Origin of the sequence: Spirillospora sp. NPDC000708, from assembly GCF_040299565.1 — a bacterium.
Classification (GTDB): Bacteria; Actinomycetota; Actinomycetes; order Streptosporangiales; family Streptosporangiaceae; genus Spirillospora.
Genome location: NZ_JBEPCJ010000007.1, coordinates 19032 through 39677 on the forward strand (window position 1 = coordinate 19032; position 20646 = coordinate 39677).

The following is a 20646-nucleotide window of genomic DNA, read 5'->3' on the forward strand; positions in this document are numbered from 1 at the left end:
CATGAGCGACGCGCGCACCGGGCACGCCGCGCCGTCCGGCATGCCCGCAGGGCGTCCGTCCAGGGTGGACGCCCTGCTGCGGCCCCGCGGCGACGGCGCGGCGCGGGTCACCTTCTTCGAGCTCTTCTTCGACCTGGTCTTCGTCTTCGCGGTGACCCAGCTGTCGCACCGGCTGCTGGAGCACCTGACCGCCCGCGGCGCCGCCGAGACGCTTCTGCTCCTGCTCGCGGTCTGGTGGGCGTGGATGTACACCTGCTGGACCACCAACTGGTTCGACCCGGACCATCCGGCGGTCCGGCTGGTGCTGGTCGGCGTGATGGTCGCCGGGCTGTTCATGGCGGCGATGCTGCCCGGCGCGTTCGGCTCCGGCGGGGTGTGGTTCGCGGCCGCCTACGTGATCATCCAGGTCGGCAGGACCGTCTTCGTCGTCGCCGCCACCTGGGCCCACGAGCTCGGCCGCAACTTCCAGCGGGTGCTGTTCTGGCAGGCGGTGTCGGCCGTGCTGTGGATCGGCGGCGCCCTCGTGGACGCGGCGGACGTCCGCGCCGGGCTGTGGCTGCTCGCCGTCGCCCTGGAGTACCTGGCGCCATGGCACGGGTACACGACGCCGCTGCTCGGCCGGTCCAGCACGGCCGACTGGACGATCGACGGCGGCCACATGGCCGAGCGCTGCCAGCTGTTCGTCATCATCGCCCTCGGCGAGTCGGTGCTGGTCACCGGCACGACGCTGGGCGGGCACACGCCGGGCGCCGGGGTCGCGGCGGGGTTCGTGTCGGCGTTCGCCGGCGCCGTCGCGCTCTGGTGGATCTACTTCGACCACACGGCGGAGAAGGCGGCCGAGCGGATCGCCGAGTCCGCCGATCCGGGACGGCTGGGCCGGTCCGCCTACACGTTCATCCACATCGTGATGGTCGCGGGCATCATCGTCGGGGCGGTCTCGGACGAGATGGTCATGGCGCATCCCGGCGGGCACATGACCACCGGTTTCGCCGCCGTCGCGGCGGGCGGCCCGACCCTGTTCGTGTTCGGGCACGCCCTCTTCAAGCGGGCCGTCTTCGGAGACTTCACCCGGGCCCGCCTCACCGCGCTGGTCGCGCTCGCGGGGCTCGCGGCGATCTCGTTCGCGATGGACCGGCTGACGCTGCACATCTGCACGACGGTCGTGGTGGCCGTGCTGGCGCTGTGGGACGTGCGCGCCTACCGGCTGCACAGCCGCGGCCTGGGCGTGCCGGGGATGCCGGGCGTGCCGGGGATGCGGCCCGCCCCGCTCGAGGAGACGGCCGCCGAGTCAGCCGGTGCCGGGCCCGCCGAGCCGCCCGCAGGACGCTGAGTCGCCCGCAGGACGCTGAGTCGCCCGCCGGCCGGACGCCGTGCCGGCCCGGCCGCCCGGTTGGCCCCCGCCGCGCCGGGGGAAGGACCCCGACGTGCGCGCGAAATTCGAGGACTCCTACCGGGCGCTCCCTCCGGACGCCGCCCGGCTGCTCCGGCTGCTGGGCCTCCAGCCCGGCGACGACTTCGGCGTCGCCGCGGCCGCCGCGCTGGCCGGGGTCCCGGAGGCGGAGGCCCGCGACCTGCTCCGGACGCTCGCCGACCGCGGCCTCGTCGCCGACGCGGGCGGCGACCGCCACCGGCTGCCCGGGCCCGTCCGCGACTACGCGCGGGAATGGGCCGCCCGCGAGGACACCGAGGAGGAGCGCGACACGGCGCTCCGCCGCGTCCTGGACCACTACCTCGCCGGTACGGCATCAGGGGAGGCGGAGCTGGAGGCGGAGGGCCTGGCGCTGCTGCACCGGGAGCGCTGGGCGGAGGCCGCCGAGGCGCTGGAGGAGGGCCTGCGGCTGGCCGAGCGCGACGGCGACCGCCGCACGGTCCTGCTGGCCCGGCACAACCTCGGCCGCGCGCTGATGGAGACGGGCGACCTCGACCGCGCCATCCGGCTGCTCGGCTCCCTGCCGGACGAGTTCGCCGCGCTCTCCGACGACCACGACCGGGCCCGCGCCCTCACCACCCTCGGCGAGGCGTACCTGCGCGCGGGACGGCCCGTCGCGGCGACCAACTTCTTCGGCCAGGCGCTGGAGATCGTGCGCGCGGAGGAGGCCCCGGAGCGGGAGGGCGACGCGTTCGTGCACCTCGCGGACGCGGCCCGGCAGCGCGGCGACGCCGCGGCCGAGGGCGCCGCCCTCGACCGCGCGATCGCCCTCTACGGCTCGGTCCCGACCCCGAAGGCGGAGGACGCGGCGCGCCGCCGGGAGGGGCTCACGCCTTCCGATGGTCCCAGCTGACGATGGTGTCGGGGTCCATGACGACGAGGACGCGCTTGGACATGGCCTGCTCGATGCCGGCGGCCATGGCGGGGTCGATGGGCTCGCCGATCTCGGGGACGGGCAGGCCCGCCATCCGGGAGCCGACGACGTAGCCGACCTTGTGCAGCTCGTCGCGGTCCTCGATGACCAGGCCGCGGCCGTACAGCGCGACGCCGCGCAGCTCGTTGTACTCGACGCCGTCCTCGACGAGGCACGTCATCGTCGGGTTGCGGCGCAGGTTCACGACCTTCTGCGACGAGTGGTACGTGGTGAACGCGATCTTGCCGTCGAGCAGGGCGTAGAACATCGTGACGAGGTGCGGCTCGCCGTCCTTGCCGACCGTGGCGACCTGGACCTTGAAGTTGCCGGCGAGGTAGGCGGCGACCTCGTCGGGGGTCATCTTGATCTTGTCGCGCTTGCTTCCGGCCACGCGGCTCTCCCTTGCTCGCATCGGTCCAGGACGCGGTCAGGATAACCAAGCGCTTGCAACGCCCCTCGCGCGGCACCATGGGGGGATGTCCGTTCGCGATCTGATCGTCCTCGGCTCCGCCAGCGCGGTGCCGACCAAGGCCCGCAACCACAACGGCTACCTGCTGCGCTGGGACGGGCAGGGGCTGCTGTTCGACCCGGGCGAGGGGACGCAGCGGCAGATGGCGCACGCCGGGGTCGCCGCGAACGACGTGACGTGGATCTGCGTGACGCACTTCCACGGCGACCACTGCCTCGGCGTGCCCGGCATCGTCCAGCGGATCGCCCGCGACGGCGTCGAGCACCCGGTGAACGCGGTGTTCCCGGCGAGCGGCGCGGAGTACTGGCAGCGGCTGCGGTACGCGTCGGCGTTCCACGACACCGAGGTGGTCCGCGAGTGGCCGGTGTCGGGGGAGCGGACCGCACTCGACCTGGAGGACGCGCCGTTCTCGCTGGTCGCGCGGCGGCTGTCGCACCCGGTGGAGGCGTACGGGTACCGGGTCGAGGAGCCGGACGGCGTCACGATGCTGCCCGAGCGGCTCGCCGCGAAGGGCGTGCGGGGACCGCTCGTCCGCGAGCTCCAGGAGCGCGGCCGGGTGACCGCGCCGGACGGCACGACGGTCGCGCTGGAGGAGTGCAGCACGCGGCGTCCCGGGCAGAAGGTCGCGTTCGTCATGGACACCCGCCGCTGCGACGGCGTGCGGGACCTCGCGGCCGGCGTCGACATGCTGGTGATCGAGTCGACCTTCCTGGACGAGGACTCCCCGCTCGCGGCCAGGTTCGGGCACCTCACCGCGGGGCAGGCAGGCCGGGTCGCGGCGGACGCCGGCGTCCGGCACCTGGTCCTCACGCACTTCTCCGAGCGCTACCGCGCCGAGGACGAGCACCGCTTCGAGGACGAGGCCGCCGCCGGGTTCGGCGGCGCGATCTCGCTCGTCCACGACCTGGACCGGATCCCCCTGCCGCCCCGCCGGGCCGCAAAACCTCGCCCGCCACAGTGAGACCCCGCCCAACATGGGCAGGACCCGGTGCATGGCTGAAGAAGTCGATGTCGTCGTCATCGGTCTCGGGCCCGGCGGGGAGGACGCGGCGGGCCGGCTGGCCGAGGCGGGCCTGTCCGTCGCGGCCGTGGAGTCCCGGCTGGTCGGCGGGGAGTGCCCGTACTACGCGTGCGTCCCGACGAAGATGATGGTGCGCGCCGCGGGGCTGATCGCGGACGGCACCCGCATCCCGGGGATGGCGGGCGACTCGATCATCCGGCCGGACTGGGCGCCGGTGGCCGCCCGGATCTGCGACGAGGCGACCGGCTCGTGGACCGACACGGCCGCCGCGGACCGGCTCACCGGCAAGGGCGCGCGGCTGGTGCGCGGGGAGGGCCGCATCACCGGGCCCCGCGAGGTGACGGTCGGCGACCGGGTGTTCCGGGCCCGCCGCGGCATCCTGCTCAACACCGGCACGGCGCCGTCGGCGCCGCCGGTCGACGGCCTCGCCGACGTCCCGTTCTGGACGAACCGGGAGGCCGTGCAGGCCACCGAGGTGCCGGAGTCGCTGCTGGTGCTGGGCGGCGGGGTCGTCGGGGTGGAGATGGCGCAGGTCTTCTCGCGCTTCGACAGCCGCGTGACGGTCGTCGAGGCCGCCGACCGCCTGCTGCTGAACGAGGAACCGGAGTCGAGCGAGCTGCTCCGGCAGGTGTTCGAGCGCGAGGGCGTCGGCGTGCGGACGGGCGCGAAGGTCACCGGCGCCTCGTACGCGAACGGCGAGTTCCGCCTGCACCTCGGGGACGAGACCCTGACCGCCGACCGGCTGCTCGTCGCGACGGGGCGCCGCCCGAACCTGAAGGGCCTCGGCCTGGGCGCCGTGGGCCTCGACGAGGGCGCCCGGCAGATCGACGTGGACGGGCACATGCGCGCCGCCGACGGCGTCTGGGCGATCGGCGACATCACCGGCAAGGGCGCGTTCACGCACGTGTCCATGTACCAGGCGTCCGTCGCGGTCCGCGACATCCTCGGCGAGGAGGGGCCGCAGGCCGCCTACCGGGCCGTCCCCCGGGTGACGTTCACCGATCCCGAGATCGCGGCGGTCGGGCTCACCGAGGCGCAGGCCCGCGACCAGAACCTGCCGGTCCGCACCGGGCTCGCGCCGATCCCGGAGTCGACGCGCGGCTGGATCCAGAAGGTCGGCAACGACGGGTTCGTCAAGCTCGTCGAGAGCACCGAGTGGGGCGTGCTGGTCGGCGCGACCGCGGCCGGGCCGGCCGGCGGGGAGGTCCTCGGCGCGCTGGCCGTCGCCGTGCACACCGAGGCCCCCACCGCGGCCCTCCGCGAGATGATCTACGCCTATCCGACGTTCCACCGCACCATCGAGACCGCCCTCGCGGCCCTCGACGGCTAGCGCGGCCCGCCGCTAGCGCGGGCGCCCGTTGCGGCGGCGCATCGCCCGGGGCAGCGCGGTGGCGGCCCGGCCGACCTTGAAGCTGAGCGAGTTGCGGACGGAGTCCAACTCGTGCTGCGCGCGCGCCCGCTGCTCCTCCGCGCGGGCGAGGCGTTCCTTGAGCTCGCGCGTCCGGTCCTTCTTCGGGGTCTTCGGGGCCTGCTTCGTCTTGACGCGCAGGAGCGGCCGCCCGGCCACCTGCTGCACCTCGTGCCAGAGGTCGTCCTGCTCGCCCAGCCAGGCCAGCAGGTCGTCCTGGACGTCCTTCACGTCGCCCCACGTCCCGTAGAACTTCTGCGGGGTGACGCAGACCGGGTGCAGGCCCTCGGAGGCCACCGCCTCCCAGACGGCGGCGGAGACGCCCGGGGTGTGCTCGGAGCGGTAGTCGTCGCAGACGATCACGCCCTCCACCGGCAGCATCACGTGCGCGGCCTGGATGTCGCCCCGCACGTGCTCGTACAGGTGGGACGCGTCCACGTGCACGAACCGGCAGCTCTCGGGCCGGACGTGATCGAGGATCACCGAGGTCGGCGCCTGGACGATCCGCGGCAGGCCGTCGTGGAACGTGCGGTAGTTCGCCTCGAAGGCCGTGCGGGTCAGGCTGGCGTACGACCCGTCCATCTCGGCCTGGTTCGAGTCGTCGGGGGCCTCGGAGTCGAACAGGTCGCAGACGGTGAAGGTCTCGCCGTCGCGCAGGTGGCGGCCCATGAGGATGGCGCTCTTGCCGAGATAGGAGCCGAGTTCGACGAGGTCGCCGTGCTGGCCGAGGCGTTCCTGGCGGTCCAGGAACCAGGTGAACAGCCGCTGGTCGACCTTGGGGAACCAGCCGTCGACGTCGTCGAGGGAGGCGGGGACGGGGGGCCGGGTTTCGGTCATGGGTGAAGCTCCAACTTCAGCGGGTGCAGGAGCGGTGGGGGGAGGGGGGAGCTCGATGTAGTTTGCGCTTGCGCCGGTCACGGTCCGTCCGCGGACGGGCCAGGTCATCGGCGACGTCATCATAGGGGCGGCGAGCTCGGGGGCAACCCACCGAAACGGGACGGTCCCGGCCCGTGAACCGGGCGCCGGATCGGGCAGGATCGGGGCATGAACCGGCTCAAGGACGCCACCAGCCCGTACCTGCTGCAGCACGCCGGGAACCCGGTCGACTGGTGGGAGTGGAGCGCCGAGGCGTTCGCCGAGGCGCGCCGGCGAGATGTCCCGGTGCTCCTTTCTGTTGGATATGCAGCCTGCCACTGGTGCCACGTGATGGCCCACCAGTCCTTCGAGGACGGTGAGACCGCGCGGCTCATGAACGAGATGTTCGTGAACATCAAGGTGGACCGGGAGGAACGCCCCGACATCGACGCGGTCTACATGGAGGCCACGCAGGCGATGACCGGCCAGGGCGGTTGGCCGATGACCGTGTTCATGACGCCGGACGGGCATCCCTTCTACTGCGGAACGTACTTCCCGAGGCAGCAGTTCCAGGCGCTGCTGGAGGCCGTCCACAAGGCGTGGACGGAGCAGCGCGACGAGGTCGTCGGGCAGGGGCAGCAGGTCGTCGCGGCCCTGACCTCGCGCGGGACGGGGCTCGCGAGCGGCGAGGTGCCCGGCGCTGAGCGGCTCGCGCACGCCGTGAAGGTGCTGGCGCAGTCCTACGACGCGGCGCGGGGCGGGTTCGGCGGCGCGCCGAAGTTCCCGCCGTCGATGGCCCTGGAGTTCCTGCTGCGCCACCACGCCCGCACCGGCGACGCGGAGGCCCTCGCGATGGCCGGGCACACGCTGGAGGCGATGGCCCGCGGCGGGATGTACGACCAGCTCGGCGGCGGGTTCGCGCGGTACTCGGTGGACGCGCAGTGGGTCGTCCCGCACTTCGAGAAGATGCTCTACGACAACGCGCTGCTGGCCCGCGTGTACGCGCACTGGTGGCGGCTGACCGGTTCGCCGTTCGCGCGGCGTGTCGCCCTGGAGACCTGCGACTGGATGCTGCGCGACCTGTGGACGCCCGAAGGCGGGCTGGCGTCGGCGCTGGACGCCGACAGCGAGGGCGTCGAGGGCAAGTACTACGTCTGGACGCCGGAGCAGCTGAGGGAGGTCCTCGGCGAGGACGACGGCGCCTACGCCGAGCGCCTGTTCGAGGTGACGGGCACGTTCGAGCACGGCACCTCCGTGCTCCAACTCCTCCGCGACCCCGACGACGCCGAGCGCTACGAGCGCGTCCGGACGCTCCTGCTGGAGGCCCGCGCGCACCGGGTGCCGCCGGCGCGGGACGACAAGGTCGTCGCCGCCTGGAACGGCCTCGCCGTCGCGGCGCTCGCCGAGTGCGGGGCGCTGTTCGACCGGCCCGACCTCGTCAGCGCGGCCGAGGACGTGGCGCGGCTTCTCATCGGCGTGCACGAGAGCGGCGGACGGCTCGTCCGGACGTCGCGCGGCGGCGCCGCCGGAGAGAACGCGGGCGTCCTGGAGGACTACGCGGACGTGGCGGAGGGCCTGCTCGCGCTGCACGGCGTGACCGGCGACCCCGCGCACATGCGGCTGGCGGGGGAACTGCTGAACACCGTCCTCGAACGGTTCGGGGACGGGGCGGGCGGCTTCTACGACACCGCCGACGACGCCGAGCGGCTGTTCCGGCGCCCGCAGGACCCGACCGACAACGCCACCCCGTCCGGCCAGTTCGCGGCGGCGGGCGCGCTGCTGTCGTTCGCCGCGCTGACCGGGTCGGACTGGCACCGGCAGGCGGCGGAGGCGGCGCTCGGCCCGGTCGCGCCGCTGGCGGAGAAGCACGCGCGGTTCGCCGGCTGGGGGCTGGCGGTTGCGGAGGCGCACGCGGCCGGGCCGGTGGAGATCGCGATCATCGGAGGCCGGGACGACGAGCGGACCTGGGCGCTGCACCACACCGCGCTGATGTCGCCCGCGCCGGGCGCGGTGGTGAGCGTCGGCGAGCCCGGGGCCGAGGGCGTCCCGCTGCTGGAGGGCCGCGAGCCGGTGGACGGCGCGCCCGCCGCGTACGTCTGCCGGATGTTCACCTGCCGGCTGCCCGTGACGACCCCGGCCGAGCTGACCCGCGAACTACGTGGGCAATTGGATTAGCCGTCCATTTTGTGGCAACGTGACCTTGCTCTCGTTCCCGCATGGTGTTACCAATGGGTAGCGGGGACGGGGCTGACCCGATGGGGCACGACGGGCACGGGTGTCCGCTGGTGCGCCGGGTATCTGGACGGTTGCCGCTCCTCTGGGTCATAGTCGTGGGAGCCGGGAAGGCCGACCTAAAAGGAGCGTGGCAGTGCGGAAGCCGAACCGCCGGATCCTACCGACGATCATCGGCGTTTCGGTCCTGACCACGCTCGCCGCCAACACCGCGGTGCTCATCGCCCGCGGCCACGACGGCGACCCTCCGCCCTCCCCGCAGGAGAAGCGGGCCCGCTACGTCGCCGCGTCCGGCAGCACCAGCCTCTCACCCAGCGCGGTCGCGCCGCTCGGCAAGCGCCTCACCCCGCACGTCCTCGTCGCGGCGCCGTCCGCACTGCCCGCCGCGACCATCGCGAAGATCCGCGGCGCCAAGGGCGTGAAGGGCGTCGAGGTCGTCGACGCCGTGCAGGGCATGGTCGCGGGCAAGCGCGTCGGCCTGATGGGCGTCGACCCGTCGACGTTCCGCAACTACACGCCGAAGCCGACCGCGCAGTCCGACGCGCTCTGGCGCAACGTCGCGTCCGGCGACGTCGCGATCTCCTTCACGATGGGCAGCGACGGCGGCGTCAAGCTCGGCAGCCAGGTGCCCGTCGGCGGCAAGCAGCACCAGTCGAACCTGCGCGTCGGCGCCTACGCGACGATGGGCATCAGCGACGTCGACGCGGTCGTCTCGCACGCCACCGCGCAGGCCCTCGGCATGCCCACCGGCAACGCGATGCTGGTCAGCGTGCCGAAGACGAAGCCGGCCGCCTTCATCAAGAAGCTGAAGAAGGTGCTGCCGAAGCACGCCAAGGCCGTCGCGGTCAACCCGCAGATCGACTTCCCGAAGGCCGGCTCGGACCACGCGCCGACCTCGCACGGCCAGGTGATGACCGCCGGCCAGGTGCAGACCGTGATCAAGGCGGCCTACTCGCGGATCGGCTGGCCGTACGTGTGGGGCGGCGAGTCGGAGGCCGAGGGCGGCTACGACTGCTCCGGGCTGATGCAGTACGCGTTCGCGCGGGCCGGCATCCGCCTCCCGCGCGTCGCCGCCGACCAGGCCCGCGTCGGCTGGGTCATCCCCTACAGCAAGGCCGTCCCCGGCGACATGCTGATCTGGGCCAACGACCCCACCGCGCCCGGCTACATCTCCCACATCGCCCTGTACATCGGCAACGGCAAGATGGTCGTCGCGCCCCGCACCGGCCTCGACGTGATGATCCAGAACGTCTACACCCGCAACCTCAAGGGCGCCGTCCGGGTGAGCCCCAAACTGGCCGCCCAACTATCCAGCTGACCCCCGCCCCCGCCTCCGGCAGCTCGAACCCGGCCACGGCAGGTTGAATCTCAGCTACCGGCGGGCTAAGCCCCCGGCCCCGGCAGGCTGGACCTCAGCCACGGCGGGTTGAGCCCCAGGCCCCGGCATGTTGAACCTCGGCTCCGGCAGCTTGAAGCTCAGCTACCGGCGGGCTGAGCCCCAGGCCCCGGCAGCTCGAACCCCGGCCACGGCAGGTTGAAGCTCAGCCACCTCACGGGCAGGCACGCGGAGCGAGCGCCAGCGAGCGCAGCGGGCATGCCCGACGGTCGGCGGCCTGTTTCGCGCGGAGCTCTAGCGGAGCGGGAAACAGGTTGCCGACCGTGACGGGGGTTCCAGGGGGTCGCCCCCCTGGGTCAAAGAGGGCAGCCGCGGCTGAGGAACTCCAGGTTGTGGTCGATGACGTCGGGGATGTCCTCGATCGTGGTGCCGCCGTCCAGCCACTGGTACATGGCGGCCTGCATGACGCCGATCACGGCCCAGGTGAACGCCTGGACGTCGCCGTCCGTGGTGGGACGGCCCACCCGCGCGGAGATCACCTCGCTCAGCATGGCCGCGGTGCCCTCGCGCATCGACTCGAAGGTGCGGCTGCGCAGCGCGGGGACCTGGGCGGTGAGCTGGAGCCTGGTGCGGACGATCTCCAGGTCCTCGTCGATCATCTGCGGGAGGATCTCGCGGAGCGTCGCGCGGAGCGCCTCGATCGTGGACAGCTCGGGCGGCTGGTCGCGGAAGATCTCCGCCATGATCGGGTCGTACTCGTCGGTGACCACGACGTCTTCCTTGGTGGGGAAGTAGCGGAAGAACGTGCTCGGGGAGATCTCCGCGGCGGCGGCGATCTGCTCGACGGTGGTCTGGTCGTAGCCCTGCTCGGTGAAGAGCCGGAGGGCGTGGTCCTGGATCGCCCTCCGGGTCCTCAGCTTCTTGCGCTCCCTCAGCGGCAGCCTGGCGAGCCGGTCCTCCAGGCGGTCGAGGGCGTGCTCAGGGTGCGACGTGCTCATGCGTCGATTCTGGTTCATCGGCGGTGGCGTCCGCACCCCGGCGGCCCGGCTGGAAGGCCAGGAGGAGGACGGCGACGGCCAGCGCCCCGGCGGCGCAGGCGGCGAGCACCGCGTCCATCCCGTGGACGTAGGCGTCGCGGGCGGAGGCCAGCAGGGCGCCGTCGTGGAGCCTGCCGGCGACCGCGACGGCGCCGCCGACCGAGTCGTGGGCGGTGTCCGCGGCCGCGCGGGGCAGTCCGTCGGTCGCGATGCGGTCCCGGTAGACGGCGGACAGCAGGCTGCCGAGGCCCGCGACGCCGAGGGTGCCGCCGGTCTGGCGGAGCGTCTGGACGAGCCCGGACCCGCGTCCGGCCTGGTCGGCGGGGAGCGCCGCCATCAGCGCGTCCATCGCGGGGATGAGGGACAGGCCGCAGCCGAGGCCGATCAGCAGGAGCCACGGGACGATGGAGCCGTAGGAGTCGCCGGCGTCGGTGAACGCGCCCCAGCCGAGGCCCGCCGCGAGGACGGCCAGCCCCGTCACGATGATCGGCTTGTGGCCGGTGCGGGGGACGATCCGGTCGGTGGTGAGGCCGCCGGCGAGGAGGCCGAGCAGCATGGGGATGAGCCGCAGCCCGGTGCCGAAGGCGTCGTTGCCGAGGACGGCCTGCAGGTACTGCGGGAAGACGAACAGCAGCCCGCCCATCAGCAGGTTGGCGGCGATGGCGGCGACCATCGCCCAGCTGAACCGGCGGTCGTGGAACAGCCGGACGTCCATCATCGGCTGCGTCGCGCGCCGCTCCCACAGCACGAACGCGGCGAGCAGGACGGCGGATAGGGCGAGCACGCCGAGCACGACGGGGTCGCCCCAGCCGCGCACGGGGGCCTCGATGACCCCGTACACCAGGGCGACGAGGCCGCCCATCGACAGCAGCGAGCCGGGGCCGTCCGCCTTGGGGGCGGCCGGGTCCCGGGTCTCGGGCATGGTGAAGGCCAGCGCGATGCCGCCGACCGCCACGATCGGGACGTTGACCAGGAAGATCGAGCTCCACGAGAAGTGCTCCAGCAGCCAGCCGCCGAGCAGCGGGCCGATCGGCAGCCCGAGGGCGGACGCGGACGACCAGACCGCGATGGCGCGGGTCCGCTCGTGCGGCGGGAAGACGGCGGGGAGCATGGACATCGACAGCGGCATCATGATCGCCGCGCCCAGGCCCATGAAGGCGCGGGCGGCGATGACGCCGCCGGTGCCGCCCGCCAGCGCCCCGGCGAGCGAGGCGGCGCCGAAGACCGCCATGCCGGCCAGCAGCGTCCGCCGGCGGCCGAGGCGGTCGCCGAGGAGCCCGGCCGGGAGGAGCAGCGCGGCGAAGACCAGTAGGTAGGAGTCGACGATCCACTGGAGTTCGCTGGTGCTCGCGTGCAGCTTCTCGGAGATCGTGGTCAGCGCCACGTTGAGGATCGTCATGTCGAAGCCGAGCGCCAGCATGCTCAGTGCCAGCGCGCCGAGCCCCCACCAGCGCCTCTCGTTGCCCACCCTCATGACATTCGCCTCCAAGTAAGAGTCCATCGTTTTTGAGAGTAACTCTCAAAAGATGGCGAATGTCAATCACGGTGGAGGCTGGTGCCGCTGCTCCGCAGGCTGTAATTTTGATTACATGACTACAAGCGAAGCGGCGGACCGGCTGCGCGGCTGGTTCGCCGGGCGCCTGCCCGACGGCTGGTTCGAAGGCGCGCCCGAGGTCGTCGTCGACCGCGAGGAGGTCAGCGTGGTCGGCCGGCTCCCGGAGCCGGACGCCGCGAAGGACGTCTCGGAGACCGAGCGGTCCGCGCTGCTCGCCGGGCACGTCCAGCGCTTCCGCGCCGACACCCGCGACCAGCGCATCGCCATCGCGCGCGAGGCCGAGCACGCCTTCGGCCACAAGGTCTCCTGGGGCGCCGAATGCGGCGGCCACCGGGAGATGTTCACCACCCTGTCCGTGCCGGTCATGACCCGGCTCCGCCAGCCCGAGCGCCGCGTCCTGGACACCCTCGTCGAGGCCGGGGTCGCGCGCAGCCGCAGCGACGCGCTCGCCTGGTGCGTCCGGCTCGTCGGCAAGAACACCGACGAGTGGCTCGGCGAGTTGCGCAGCGCCCTGGAGCACGTCGAGCGCGCCCGCGCCGCCGGCCCGAAGCCCTGACCCCCGGCTCCGCGGATCATTACGCGATCACGACGTCCGCTGGGTGTGATCATGGTGCCGACCTGGCCTAATGTGCGTTGAAGCGCGGATGGGCCGCGCCGGGACGCCGCCGGGGAGGGGGACGGAGCGTGAGGGCGCTGCGCTGCCTGGACGGCTCGGTGCTGGACGTCGTGCCGGTCGCCTCGCTGGACCGCGGCGGCACCCCGTTCGAGGTCACCCTGGAGCTGCGCCGCGACGGCGACCGCTTCGGCGCGGTGGGGGAGCGGTGCGGCTACTTCCTGGCCGACCTCGCCCGCCGGGTCGACGCCGCCCGCGCCGACGGCTCCCCGCAGGCGGCCCGCTGGCCCGACCCCGACGACCGCTTCCCCGACCCGCCCGCGGCCGGCGCCGCCCGGGAGCCCGAGCTGTTCGCCTTCCGCTACCGCGACCGCGGCGACGTGATCAGCACCGGCGAGCTGCGCTGCGCGGTGCGGACCTCCTCGATGTGGGTGGGGCGCCAGCAGTCCGCCGCCGGGCGCTGGCGGGTGGCGCGCCGGGCGGTGATCGAGGCGTGGGGCGCGGGCGGGCGCGGCATCCGCGCCGTGCTCACCTCCGCCGAGCTCGCGCGCTTCCTGAACGCGCTGCTGGCCGAGGTCGATCACGCCGGAATGGTTGGAACATCCGGAACATCCAGGGTGTCCGATGCCTCCGCGCCGCACTGGCCGGCCGGGGCGGCTCGGCGCGGCAGAGCCCCCCGACCTGCGCGCTAGCCTGACATCACCGGAACGGCGGGAAAAGTATCGCCGTCGGGCCATAATTGAGCGTCCGATCCCATCAGGGAGGATCGCTCGAAGGGATGCCCACATGGGGGTTCGGCGTACGGGGATGTCAGGGCGCGACAAGGCCGCCAAGGGCGGCGCCGAGGCCGGCGCGGCCCGGGACGGCCGTGCGCGCCGCTTTCCGTCCGCCGGTGCCCGGCTGACCGCCGCGATCCGCCACAGCGGGCCGTACGCGGCCGTCCGGGACGCCGTCTACCGCATGTACGAGCACCGCGTCGAGGCGTCGCTGCCCACCGACATCACCCCCCGGCACGTCGGCGTCATCCTCGACGGGAACCGGCGTTGGGCCAGGTCGATGGGGTTGGCCGACGTCAACCACGGGCACCAGCGCGGCGCCGACAAGATCTCCGAGCTGCTGCAGTGGAGCACCGAGGCCGGGGTGGAGCACGTCACGCTCTGGCTGCTGTCCACCGACAACCTGAACCGTCCCGCGAACGAGCTCGACCCGCTGCTGGAGATCATCGAGAACACCGTCCGCAAGCTCGCCGACGAGGGGTGGCACGTCAAGCCCGTCGGCGCCCTCGACCTCCTGCCCGATAAGACCGCCCGCGTCCTGAAAGACGCGGGTGAGGCGACATCCGGCGCTCCCGGCCTGATTGTGAACGTCGCCGTTGGGTATGGAGGTAGGCGTGAGATCGCTGATGCGGTGCGCTCTCTGCTCATCGAGCAGGCGAGCCGTGGCACCAGCATCGAGGAACTCGCCGAGGGCCTCGAGGTGGAGCACATCGCCGAGCATCTCTACACGCGCGGCCAGCCGGATCCGGATCTGGTCATCCGCACCTCGGGGGAGCAGCGCCTGTCCGGCTTCATGCTCTGGCAGAGCGCCCACTCGGAGTTCTACTTCTGCGAGGTCCACTGGCCGGACTTCCGCAAGGTCGACTTCCTGCGGGCGATGCGTTCCTACGCCGCGCGGCACCGGCGCTACGGTACCTGACGGTCTTCCTGTCGCCTCCGTCGCAGAGACCACCGCCCCAGGCCGTCGTCCCCTGACCGGGGTCTCCGGCCGTACGGGGGCGGACTGTCGCGCCACCGGTACATCCCCCATAGTCAGGGAGATCGAGTGGCCACAACCTCGCCGCGCCGTCCCGAGTCCGGGATCCCCGCCGGAACGCCCGTTCCGGTCCGGCGCACGTACGTCCTCGACACCAGCGTCCTGCTCGCCGACCCGGGGGCGATGACCCGGTTCGCCGAGCACGAGGTCGTGCTGCCCATCGTCGTCATCTCCGAGCTCGAGGCCAAGCGCCATCACCCGGAGCTCGGCTACTTCGCACGGCAGGCCCTGCGCACGCTGGACGACCTGCGGTTGGAGCACGGCCGGCTGGACGAGGCCGTGTCGGTGCAGGGGCCGAACGGGGACCAGGGCGGGACGCTGCGCGTCGAGCTGAACCACTCCGACGCGAGCGTGCTGCCGGACGGCTTCCGGCTCGGCGACAACGACACCCGCATCCTGTCGGTGGCGGCGTGGCTCGCCCGCGAGGGACGCGACGTGGTGCTGGTCTCCAAGGACCTGCCGATGCGGGTGAAGGCGTCCGCGGTCGGGCTCGCCGCCGAGGAGTACCGGGCGGAGCTGGCCGTGGTGGAGTCCGGCTGGACGGGGATGCGGGAGCTGGAGGTGCCGGGCGGGCTCGTCGAGGAGCTGTACGAGACGGGCGGCGCGGACCTGGAGGAGGCGCGTGACCTGCCGTGCCACACCGGCCTGCGGCTGCTGTCGGAGCGCGGTTCGGCGCTCGGCCGGACGCTGCCCGACAAGTCGGTGAAGCTGGTGAAGGGCGACCGGGAGGTGTTCGGGCTGCGCGGCCGGTCCGCCGAGCAGCGCATCGCCCTCGACCTGCTGATGGACGAGGACGTCGGGATCGTCTCGCTCGGCGGGCGGGCCGGCACGGGCAAGTCGGCGCTCGCCCTGTGCGCGGGCCTGGAGGCCGTGATGGAGCGGCGGCGGCACCGCAAGGTCGTGGTGTTCCGCCCGCTGTACGCGGTCGGCGGCCAGGAGCTCGGCTACCTGCCGGGGTCGGAGAACGAGAAGATGTCGCCGTGGGCGCAGGCCGTCTACGACACGCTCTCGGCGGTGACGACCCCGGAGGTCATCGAGGAGGTGGTGGACCGTGACATGTTGGAGGTCCTGCCCCTCACCCACATCCGGGGCCGGTCGCTGCACGACTCGTTCGTGATCGTGGACGAGGCGCAGTCGCTGGAGCGCGGCGTGCTGCTGACCGTGCTGTCGCGGATCGGCGCGGGCTCGCGGGTGGTGCTGACGCACGACGTGGCGCAGCGCGACAACCTGCGGGTCGGCCGGCACGACGGCGTCGCCGCGGTGGTGGAGAAGCTGAAGGGGCACCCGCTGTTCGCGCACGTGACGCTGACGAGGTCGGAGCGGTCGCCGATCGCGGCGCTGGTGACCGACATGCTCGGCGAGGTCGTCGCCTGACGGACCCGCACCGGACGTGGCGGGCGCCCCGCCGGCCCTCCTCGGGAGGCGCCGGCGGGGCGCCCCGTCTCCTGGCTGTGGACGGCCCTGTGGATAACCGAACGGAATGTGATCGTTAAACGCCGTACCGTCGACTTGTGATGAAGGTCACACGAACCGCCGCGGAGTCAAGGAATCGCAGGTCCCTCCCTGTTTTCGGGGAGGCGAACGGCGAGTTGACAACCGCACCACTCGCAGCATTTGTCTCGTTTCGGTTGCGGAGCAGGGCTCGGGCTCGGGCATTGTGTCTCCTCGTAAGCACCCCCAGAACGGTGCCGCCCGCAGCGCACCCCCCTGTAAAAGCGCGCGGGCGCGAGCCGCTCAGGGCCCGGAGCCGTCCGCGGTGCGGACGCGCCGCCGGGCCGGGGTGGAAGCAGTTCGCCCGCGTGTCCATGCGCGTGCGACCGTCGGAAGGACCGCCTTGTTCGGAGACCGTCCCGGGTCCCCTAGGCGAGACGAACGACAGAGCTTTGCCCCCGAGGAGCCGTGGTCGCACGCGGCCCCGGCCTCCGCCGAGACCCCCCGGCTCGGCGGCGCCGAGGCGTTCCCGGCCGCACCCGGCGACGAGGACGTCAAGGTCGCCGGTGCGGCACCCGCGTTCGGCGCGCCCCCCGCGGGCGACACCCTCGGCTTCCAGCCCGTCTCGCAGGGCGAGTCCCCGGCCGGCGCGACCGGCGCGACCGGCGTCCTCGCCATGGGAGCCCCCGGGCCCGAGGGGCAGGACGCCGGCGAGCCCCGCGACGAGATCGCCTTCGGCGCCGGCTCCGCCGCCGGTCCCGCCCGCCGCTCCGGCCCCCGCCGGCTCGGCGCCTCCCGCTCCGCGTCCGGCCGGCCCGGCGGCGCGCGCCGCTCCGGCGGCGGCCGCAACGGCCTGAAGATCGCCGCGGTGGTCGCGGGCGCGCTGGTCGTGGTCGGCGGCGGTGGCGCCGCGTTCGCGATGTCCGGCGGGTCCGACGACGGCGGCACCAAGACCGTCCAGCCGAAGAAACTGGCGGACGCCGCCGCCGCGCCCAAGGTCGACCCCATGGTCATGGAGCAGATGCGCCGCAAGGAGGCCTACGAGCGGGCCTCCCGCGCGACCCGCCAGGACCCGGCCAAGGGGCCGAAGCTGCAGGCCAAGGGCAAGCCGATCCCGACCCCGACCCCCACGAAGACGAAGTCCCCGAGCGGCGGCAGCGGCGGCGGCCCGTCCGGCGACCCCGTCCCGGCGGGCGAGGCTCAGCAGATCGCCAAGAGGCTGCTGCCGAGCTACGGCATGAGCGGCTCCGGCCAGTTCGGCTGCCTGGTGAACCTGTGGAACAAGGAGAGCCACTGGAACACCCACGCGGCGAACCCGTCCGGCGCGTACGGGATCCCGCAGGCGCTGCCCGGCTCGAAGATGGCGAGCGCGGGGCCCGACTGGCAGAACAACGCCACGACCCAGATCAAGTGGGGCCTCGGCTACATCAAGGACCGGTACAGCACGCCCTGCGGCGCATGGGCGCACTCGCAGTCCAGCGGCTGGTACTAGACCGCGTCCGGAAGCACAGGAGAGAGGGGCGGGCCCGCCGGGCCGCCCCTCTTCTCGTCTCCGCGGCGCCATGACGGCCTCTCGCGGGCGAACCCGCCGCCGCCGTGCCCGCGCCGCCGCGCGCGCCCCCTGACGCCTCCAGCGACCGCTGAAGCCGTCAGCCGCGGGACGCGTTGGTCATGCCGAGCACGTCCAGCGCCGCGTCCAGCTGCTCCTCGGTGAGCTTCCCGTCGGCGACATGCCCGCGCTCGATGACGACCTCCCGGATCGTCCTGCGCTCCGCGAGGGCCTGCTTGGCGACCTTCGCCGCCTCCTCGTAGCCGATGTAGCGGTTCAGCGGCGTCACGATCGACGGCGACGACTCCGCGTACTCGCGCAGCCGGTCCACGTCGGCCTCGATGCCGTCCACGCAGCGGTCCGCGAGCAGCCGCGACACGTTCGCCAGCAGTGTGATCGACTCCAGCACGTTGCGGGCCAGCATCGGCAGCATCACGTTCAGCTCGAAGCTGCCCGCCGCGCCGCCGAACGCGATCGCCGCGTCGTTCCCGATCACCTGCGCGGCCACCTGCGTCACCGCCTCCGGGATCACCGGGTTCACCTTGCCCGGCATGATCGACGAGCCGGGCTGCAGGTCCGGCAGCCGGATCTCGGCGAGGCCGGCGCGCGGCCCCGACCCCATCCAGCGCAGATCGTTGGCGATCTTGTTGAGGCTCACCGCGACGGTGCGCAGCGCGCCGCTCGCCTCGACGAGGCCGTCCCGGGCGCCCTGCGCCTCGAAGTGGTCGCGGGCCTCGGTCAGCGGCAGCCCGGTGACCCGCGCGATCTCCGCGATGACGCGGGCGGCGAACCCCTCCGGCGTGTTGATCCCGGTGCCGACCGCGGTGCCGCCGAGCGGCAGCTCCGCCAGCCGCGGCAGCACCGCCTCCAGCCGCTCCACGCCGTGCCCGACCTGCGCCGCGAACCCGCCGAACTCCTGCCCGAGCGTCACCGGCGTCGCGTCCATCAGGTGCGTGCGGCCCGACTTCACCACCGTCGCGAACTCGTCCGCCTTGCGGGCCAGCGCGTCGCGCAGGTGCCGCAGCGCGGGGATCAGCTCGTGCACGACCGCGCCGGTCGCCGCGATGTGGATCGACGACGGGAACACGTCGTTGGACGACTGGGAGGCGTTCACGTGGTCGTTCGGGTGGACGGGCCGGCCGAGCCGCTCCTCCGCCAGCGTCGCCACGACCTCGTTGGCGTTCATGTTCGACGACGTCCCGGACCCGGTCTGGAACACGTCGATGGGGAACTGGTCGTTCCAGCGGCCGTCCGCCACCTCGCGGGCCGCCTCGCCGATCGCCTCGGCGACGTCCTTGTCCAGCACGCCGAGCTCCGCGTTCACCGCCGCGGCCGCCGCCTTGATCTGCCCCAGCGCGGCGATGTGCGCGGGCTCAAGCCCGCGTCCCGAGATCGGGAAGTTCTCGACGGCCCGCTGCGTCTGCGCCCGCCACTTCGCCGCCGCCGGTACCCGGACCTCGCCCATGGAGTCGTGCTCGACCCGGAATTCCTGCTCCGACATGAAGCCACCTCCGTGGGGGACGTCCCCTGGGAGCCCCCGCGCAATCGTCACCGCCGTCCTTCATGGCAGCGGCGCGGGGCGCCCGCGCATTCCCGCGCGGGCGCGGCCGTGATCAGCTCCCGGAGCCCTTCGCCACGGTGTAGCTGACGCGCTCACCGGGCTTGCCCAGCGGTTTCTCCTGGCCGTTCACCCACACGTCGCAGGCGGACGCGTCGTAGATCACCGCGTTGATGTGGGCCTCGCCGTACCGGCGCGCCTCGCCCGCGGCGAGCGTCTCGTCGCTCAGTATCCGCATCGCGGTGCCGGGCACCGACACGAAGATCTTGCAGGAGGCGTTGCGGGCCCGCACGACCAGCGTGCTGCTCGCGACGCCGGCGGGCGGGGCGGCCTCGCCGGGCCGGCCGGACGGGGTGGAGGCGCGGGACGTCGGGGACGGCCCCGGGCTCTCCCGCATCATCCCGACGATCAGCGCCGTGGCGCCGATCCCGCAGGACGCGACGGTCGCGCCGATCAGCGCGATCACCGCCATCAGCCGGTAGCGGGGCGTCGCCTGCCGGCGCCCGGCGCGCGGTCCCGCCATGGCCCGCTCCAGCCGGTCCACCGCGCGGGCGTGGCTGAGCCGGCGCGTCGGGTTCTTCTCCAGCAGCCCGGTGATCACCGGGCCGAGCGCGCCGGCGTTCTGCGGCGGCGGCGTCGACTCGTTCGCCAGCGCGCTCAGCGTCGCCATGACGTTGTCGCGCTCGAACGGCGGGCGGCCCTCCAGCGCGGCGTACAGCGTCGCGCCGAGCGACCACAGGTCGGAGCGGGGCGTGGCCTTCTCGCCCGCGGCGACCTCCGGGGCGACGTACGCGGGGGAGCCCATGAAGTGCCCGGTCTTGGTCAGGCTCGCCGAGCCCGACGAGAACGCCAGCCCGAAGTCGGTGAGCACGACCCGGTCGCCGTCCAGCAGCACGTTGCTCGGCTTGAGGTCGCGGTGCACGATCCCGGCCTTGTGCGCGGTGTTGAGGGCCTCCAGCAGCCGCCGCCCGATGTGCGCGACGCGCTCGGGCGGCAGCGGGCCGTCGCGCTCGATGAGCTGCTCGAGGTTCGGCGCCTCGATCAGCTCCATCACGATCCACGGCCGGCCCTGTTCGGTGACGACGTCGTAGACCTCGACGATGGAGTGGGTGCGCAGCTGCGCGGGCGCGCGCGCCTCGCGCAGGGTACGGCGGAAGAAGACCACCCGGTCGTCCTGGGAAAGGTCCTCGGGGAGCCGAAGCTCCTTGATCGCCACCGCGCGATCGAGGAGCTCGTCATGGCCCCGCCACACGGTGCCGTTGGCGCCCTGACCTATTTCCGAGACCAGCCGATAGCGCGTCGCCAGCACGAGGCGCTCTGACTGAGACATGGCGGAAAAGATACCGGAGTGGCCACGCGGTCACCGGGGAGACGTCTCCACCAAGTTGGATTTAGCCCCAATATGTGACCTGCCGCCCCGAAACGCCC

At 73.2% G+C, this 20646-nt stretch carries 17 protein-coding genes; 11 read left to right on the plus strand and 6 right to left on the minus strand.

Annotated elements, in window-relative coordinates; all coding sequences use genetic code 11:
- The first annotated feature begins 1 nt into the window (after position 1).
- Together ABT299_RS07675 and ABT299_RS07680 are read left to right on the plus strand one after the other, a co-directional pair.
- Positions 2-1330, plus strand: coding sequence for a low temperature requirement protein A (locus ABT299_RS07675; RefSeq protein WP_500250131.1), 1329 nt, complete (start codon positions 2-4; stop codon positions 1328-1330).
- A gap of 94 nt (positions 1331-1424) precedes the next feature.
- A complete protein-coding gene (locus tag ABT299_RS07680) occupies positions 1425-2282 on the plus strand; it encodes a tetratricopeptide repeat protein (protein ID WP_500250132.1) in 858 nt (285 codons plus the stop codon).
- Here ABT299_RS07680 and ABT299_RS07685 read toward each other — a convergent pair.
- A complete protein-coding gene (locus tag ABT299_RS07685; RefSeq protein WP_190861656.1) occupies positions 2257-2733 on the minus strand; it encodes a pyridoxamine 5'-phosphate oxidase family protein in 477 nt (158 codons plus the stop codon). The two genes, ABT299_RS07680 and ABT299_RS07685, sit on opposite strands and share 26 nt — an antisense overlap.
- Positions 2734-2818: 85 nt before the next feature.
- Here ABT299_RS07685 and ABT299_RS07690 point away from each other — a divergent pair, with 85 nt between their 5' ends.
- Entirely contained in the window at positions 2819-3772 is a 954-nt protein-coding gene (locus tag ABT299_RS07690; RefSeq protein ID WP_190861657.1) for a ribonuclease Z, read from the plus strand.
- Positions 3773-3803: 31 nt separating this feature from the next.
- On the plus strand, positions 3804-5162 hold the full coding sequence (locus ABT299_RS07695) for a dihydrolipoyl dehydrogenase family protein (RefSeq protein ID WP_500250133.1): 1359 nt from the start codon (positions 3804-3806) through the stop codon (positions 5160-5162).
- 12 nt (positions 5163-5174) lie between these two features.
- Here ABT299_RS07695 and ABT299_RS07700 read toward each other — a convergent pair whose 3' ends face one another.
- Positions 5175-6077 (minus strand): class I SAM-dependent methyltransferase, encoded by a 903-nt coding sequence (locus ABT299_RS07700; RefSeq protein WP_500250134.1) that lies wholly within the window; start codon positions 6075-6077, stop codon positions 5175-5177.
- A 207-nt stretch (positions 6078-6284) separates the two neighbouring features.
- Here ABT299_RS07700 and ABT299_RS07705 point away from each other — a divergent pair, with 207 nt between their 5' ends.
- Positions 6285-8270, plus strand: a complete 1986-nt coding sequence (locus ABT299_RS07705) for a thioredoxin domain-containing protein (protein ID WP_500250135.1) — start codon at positions 6285-6287, stop codon at positions 8268-8270.
- A gap of 193 nt (positions 8271-8463) precedes the next feature.
- Positions 8464-9645 (plus strand): C40 family peptidase, encoded by a 1182-nt coding sequence (locus tag ABT299_RS07710; protein WP_500250136.1) that lies wholly within the window; start codon positions 8464-8466, stop codon positions 9643-9645.
- 374 nt (positions 9646-10019) lie between these two features.
- Here ABT299_RS07710 and ABT299_RS07715 read toward each other — a convergent pair whose 3' ends face one another.
- Both ABT299_RS07715 and ABT299_RS07720 read right to left on the minus strand, forming a co-directional pair.
- Entirely contained in the window at positions 10020-10661 is a 642-nt protein-coding gene (locus ABT299_RS07715; protein ID WP_500250137.1) for an acyl-CoA-like ligand-binding transcription factor, read from the minus strand.
- Entirely contained in the window at positions 10642-12174 is a 1533-nt protein-coding gene (locus ABT299_RS07720; protein WP_500250138.1) for an MFS transporter, read from the minus strand. The genes ABT299_RS07715 and ABT299_RS07720 overlap by 20 nt, the downstream gene beginning before the upstream one ends.
- A gap of 115 nt (positions 12175-12289) precedes the next feature.
- On the opposite strand from ABT299_RS07720, the gene abmR reads away from it, so the two are divergent.
- The 5 genes from abmR (at position 12290) to ABT299_RS07745 (ending at position 17603) form a co-directional block, all read left to right on the plus strand.
- Entirely contained in the window at positions 12290-12811 is a 522-nt protein-coding gene (abmR, locus tag ABT299_RS07725) for an ATP-binding transcription factor AbmR (RefSeq protein WP_190861664.1), read from the plus strand.
- 128 nt (positions 12812-12939) lie between these two features.
- Positions 12940-13560, plus strand: coding sequence for a hypothetical protein (locus ABT299_RS07730; protein ID WP_500250139.1), 621 nt, complete (start codon positions 12940-12942; stop codon positions 13558-13560).
- 94 nt (positions 13561-13654) lie between these two features.
- Positions 13655-14563, plus strand: coding sequence for an isoprenyl transferase (locus ABT299_RS07735; protein ID WP_190861665.1), 909 nt, complete (start codon positions 13655-13657; stop codon positions 14561-14563).
- Positions 14564-14725: 162 nt separating this feature from the next.
- On the plus strand, positions 14726-16054 hold the full coding sequence (phoH2, locus tag ABT299_RS07740; protein ID WP_190861731.1) for an RNA 5'-3' helicase PhoH2: 1329 nt from the start codon (positions 14726-14728) through the stop codon (positions 16052-16054).
- Positions 16055-16514: 460 nt separating this feature from the next.
- Positions 16515-17603, plus strand: coding sequence for an aggregation-promoting factor C-terminal-like domain-containing protein (locus ABT299_RS07745; protein ID WP_500250140.1), 1089 nt, complete (start codon positions 16515-16517; stop codon positions 17601-17603).
- A 157-nt stretch (positions 17604-17760) separates the two neighbouring features.
- Here ABT299_RS07745 and ABT299_RS07750 read toward each other — a convergent pair whose 3' ends face one another.
- Together ABT299_RS07750 and ABT299_RS07755 are read right to left on the minus strand one after the other, a co-directional pair.
- Positions 17761-19161, minus strand: coding sequence for a class II fumarate hydratase (locus ABT299_RS07750; RefSeq protein ID WP_387022987.1), 1401 nt, complete (start codon positions 19159-19161; stop codon positions 17761-17763).
- Positions 19162-19273: 112 nt separating this feature from the next.
- Positions 19274-20548 (minus strand): serine/threonine-protein kinase, encoded by a 1275-nt coding sequence (locus ABT299_RS07755; RefSeq protein ID WP_387022985.1) that lies wholly within the window; start codon positions 20546-20548, stop codon positions 19274-19276.
- Positions 20549-20646: the final 98 nt, after the last annotated feature.